The following is a 4,419-nucleotide window of genomic DNA, read 5'->3' as shown; positions in this document are numbered from 1 at the left end:
GGAGAATAATTAATGAAAACCTATACCTTAGATGATGTTGCAGTATTAATTGATAAAGTGAATAAATATGATGATGATATTATCAATTTGGGTAGTGAAGATGATGAAGAGAATGAAACAGATGATCTACAGATTGAAAAGGCGGAGAAAGCTCTCGGTTTACAATTCACATCCTCTTATAAAGTTTTTTTAAAAAAATATGGAGGAGGAGAAATTGGTGGTGATGAAATTTTTAGCATTTATGGAGATTGTGGGGAAGGTGTTCCTGCTGGTGATATTGTTTACCAAAACTTACTCGATAGAAAACATGGTTTTGCGACACCAGAACAGCTTGTCGTTAACAGAACAGATTTTGGTGAAACCTTTTATTTTGATTATACGCAGTTTAGGGATGGTGAATGCCCACTCTATGTCATGCTTCCATCTGAAGATTGCGAATATTACGCCAGTAATTTTTATGAATTCCTTTGCAAAAGAATTAAAGAAAGCGTGGGAGCTGAGATACCTGATGGTGATCAACCGATTGAAAAGATTGAGAACACTCCCACTCCGCAACCCGTACCTTTTTACAAGAGTTTTTGGAAAAAACTATGGAGGAAGGGCAATTGATAGAGGAAATATGGAGCGTTTATAACGCAAGTTTTGAGGTTCATCCATGAAAACCTATACCTTAGATGATGTTGCAGTATTAATTGATAAAGTGAATAAATATGATGATGAGATTATCAATTTGGGTAGTGAAGATGATGCAGTTAGTGATGTACGGATTAAAGAAGCAGAAAAAACTCTCGGTTTACAGTTTACAGCTTCTTATAAGGATTTTTTAAAAAATTATAAAGGAGGAGAAATTGGTAGTGAGGAAATCTTTAGCGTTTATGCGGAGTATAAGGGCATTCATGCTGGTGATATTGTTTATCGAAATTTAAATGATATAAAAAATGGTTTAGCAAAACCACAGCGGCTTGTTGTGAGTAGAACAGATTTTGGTGAGACATTTTACTTTGATTACTCTCAGTTTCAGGATGGTGAATGTCCACTCTATTTTGAGGTAATATCTGGAGATCCCCTTTATTATGCAAGTAACTTTTATGAATTCCTTTGCAAAAAAATTAAGGAACACGCAGGGGAAGATTCGTGAAAACTTACAATTTATCGGATGTTACACAATTAGTTAGTAAGTATAGCGATAGTATCGATTTTGGCTCGACAGATGAAGCAGTTGATGATGCACTGATTGAAAAAGCAGAGAAAACTCTTGGTTTGCAGTTTACGTCTTCCTATAAAAGTTTTTTAAAAAACTATGGAAGAGGGGAAATTTGTGGTGAGGAAATATGTAGCGTTTATGATACAAACTTTGAGATTGTTCGTAGTGATGATATTGTTTATAAAAACTTAAATTATAGAAAAAATGGTTTTGCAACGCCACAGCAACTTATTGTTAGTAGAACCGATTTTGGAGAGACATTTTTCTTCGATTATTCTCAATTCCAGAATGGAGAATGTGCACTCTATTTTGATTTTCCACCCAAAGATCCACAATATTATGCAAGTAACTTCTATGAATTCCTCTGTAAAAGGATTACAGATAATTTGAAGTAGATTTTTTTGTATGGTGGTTTTACTTTCAAATTGCAATGTTAAACCACCATTATTTTTTTCTTTTCAAGAATGCAAGCGTCGTTAATATTTTTTAGGGGGGAAGGACTTATGAAAACCTATACCTTAGATGATGTTGTAGAATTAGTTGATAAATATAATGATATTATCAATTTTCGTACTGAAGAAAATGCGGCTGATGATCTACGGATTGAAAAGGCGGAGAAAGCTCTCGATTTGCAATTCACATCTTCTTATAAGAGCTTTTTAAAAAAATATGTAGGAGGAGAAATTGGTGGTGAAGAAATCTTTAGCCTTTATAAGGAGTGTGGAGCAGATATCCCTGGTGGTGATATTGTTTTCCAAAACTTAAATGATAGAAGAGATGGTTTTGCAACATCAGAACAGCTTGTCGTGTGTTACGCTGATTTTGATGAAATTTTTTATTTTGATTATACGCAGTTTCGGGATGGTGAATGCCCACTTTATGTCATGCTTCCATCTGAAGATTGCGAATATTACGCCAGTAATTTTTATGAATTCCTTTGCAAAAGAATTAAAGAAAGCGTGGGAGTTGAGATACCTGATGGTGATCAACCAATTGAAAAGATTGAGAACACTCCCACTCCGCAACCTATCCCTTTTTACAAGAGTTTTTGGAAAAAACTATGGAAGAGGTGAAATTGATAGTGAGGAAATATATAGTCTTTCTAGAGAGCCTAAGTATTACATAAGTAATTTTTATGTAAAAGAATTACAGATCATGCTGGGGGAATGATGATGCAAACCAAAGATGTCACAGAGATTTTAAAAAGACTGGGCTGGGAGCCTTATCGTGATAACGTGGGGGATACTTTTGCGCATTATCATCTTCCCGATCGCATTATTGGCATTGGCTATGGTGTAAAAAATTATGGAGAGAGAGGCAAAGAGTTTTTGCTTTCGGCTGATCTCACCACCGCTGCTTATTGTCTTGGCTGGGAATATTCTAGAGGTGAAAAATCACAGCGTAAATATGGAGATGTGCTGTTTTATGCGAAGGAGGATTTTAATGTTAAAGCTCCAGATCTTTCCGAAAGCCATATCACAACCGCTTTAAACAAAGTGGTTGCATGGGCGCAAGCACAGGATATTGAGCAAAAATTACGCGAGGAAGCTGCTAATCATTCTGCCGTTGCACAAGCATTACTTGGTGATATGGAGGCTTTAAGGAGTGATAGATCTACTCCAAAACTATCTGTGCCAGAATTTGCATATTATAAAACAATGACATCGGATGATCGCCTGCTTTTTTTTGCGCAAGCCTATAAAAATGGGGAGTTGGATGATATTCTAACGCGCAAAAAAAACAAACAGCGCTCGATAAGCCTCACAGCAGCAATGCGCGTTCTCAAAACACAAGGGTGGTTTTCTACGGAGCCTGGAAAAATGTGGTTGATTTTGCCCGACCGCTTCATTCAATTTGATTTTGGTTTTATACGTCTCCATGACAATTACAATGTCTGTATTGAAGCTGAAATATCTAATGAAATGATTTCTGTCGCTTGCAATTGTATTCACTATAGTGAGGAATATTGGTGCGTTTCTCCTAAAAATATTTATAATTCTTTTAATACGATTAGGGGGGGGGATTTTTAGTGGTTTTGGTAAAGGCATTGATATTTGTGTAGAGACATTAGATGAGCAAGAGCTTATCAAAATCTCTGAGCGGATAATACAGTGGGCACGTGCCCAAGATTTACAAGCATCAATAGAAAGCAAAACACGTGTTCAAAAGTATAGCTACAATATACGTATAGTCTGGCATTTGGCTTGTTTAGCATTGACAGGTCAAATTGATGTCCTGAAATCTTATCAAAGTTTTTTAGAAGCAGGTACAATTTCTGAGATCTTGGATGACAGTGAAGTAGAGAGATATATTAACCAGGCCGTTCAATTTGCTGAAGAATATCTGAAAATCCTTAATGAGCGAAAAGCCATAGATGATCGTCTTAGTTTACAAGATTTGTCTTTTCTTAATACAGTTTCTGAAGACTTAAAAAGGATGGACTGGACAGTTTATCGCGATAAGAACTATGATCGCAATGCTTATTTTATAAAGAAAGATCGTATCATTAATATAGTGTACGACCTTGATAAAAACGGAGAGACACCGCTTGTTACCTTCAAGGTTTCTCTTTCAACACTTGGTTTTTCTACAGCTTATCGATCTATTTTCATCAATACTCCCCAATATACCGTTCTTAAAGAGTTAGAAGATATATATACTGTGTCTGGTAATGAAGTTGATGAAGGTAAACTGAAGCAGATCTGTGCGGATATTTTGTGCTGGGCTGATCGACAAAATGTTAATCAAATCATCTATGATTATGCGGCTTTTCCCTCAGACAGTGAATATGATCTTATAATACGCCATTTTATTGCGCTTATTCTGATTGGAGATGTTGAGAGGCTTAAGTTTTATAAAGAGAATTTTAGAAAGGGAAACTCTTTAAGCTTTGTGGAAGGTATCACGAAATATACGATTGACAACGCTCTTACTCTTGCACGGGGTTATCGAGCGGGTTTTCCAAAAAATGCTCCGATTTTGTCCCTTGATTCCCAAACAGCATCTGTTGCTTCCAAAACTATTGCTGTTGAGGCGACAGAGGAAGCGGATGACACTGATGATCGTCTCACCATGGAAAGTGCTCATGCACTTTTAAAAAGCTTAGGCTGGTCAACCGAGAAAATCAATGAGAATGATCATATGGCAAGCTATCAATTGGCTGATCGTGAAGTAGACATTCTTTATAACGACGAAATTGCCAAAGATTACCCACA

Annotated in this window: 4 protein-coding genes and 1 pseudogene; all 5 read left to right on the top strand. The window is 36.3% G+C overall.

What is annotated here, in order from left to right; genetic code table 11:
- Positions 1–12: 12 nt before the first annotated feature.
- A complete protein-coding gene (locus tag ACFILA_RS09100; RefSeq protein WP_375661073.1) occupies positions 13–609 on the top strand; it encodes an SMI1/KNR4 family protein in 597 nt (198 codons plus the stop codon).
- Between the two features lie 46 nt (positions 610–655).
- Positions 656–1,138: an SMI1/KNR4 family protein gene (locus tag ACFILA_RS09095; RefSeq protein ID WP_375661072.1), complete on the top strand. Its 483-nt coding sequence runs from the start codon at positions 656–658 to the stop codon at positions 1,136–1,138.
- Entirely contained in the window at positions 1,135–1,599 is a 465-nt protein-coding gene (locus tag ACFILA_RS09090; protein ID WP_375661071.1) for an SMI1/KNR4 family protein, read from the top strand. The genes ACFILA_RS09095 and ACFILA_RS09090 overlap by 4 nt, the downstream gene beginning before the upstream one ends.
- Positions 1,600–1,707: 108 nt before the next feature.
- Complete coding sequence (locus tag ACFILA_RS09085) at positions 1,708–2,277, top strand: SMI1/KNR4 family protein (protein WP_375661070.1); 570 nt, start codon at positions 1,708–1,710, stop codon at positions 2,275–2,277.
- Positions 2,278–2,376: 99 nt separating this feature from the next.
- Positions 2,377–4,419, top strand: a pseudogene (locus ACFILA_RS09080) (DUF6990 domain-containing protein); the annotation flags it as partial.

The sequence above is a fragment of the Bartonella sp. CL71SXKL genome (assembly GCF_042194935.1).
Taxonomy (GTDB): Bacteria; Pseudomonadota; Alphaproteobacteria; order Rhizobiales; family Rhizobiaceae; genus Bartonella.
This window is presented reverse-complemented; position numbering and strand designations above follow the sequence as displayed.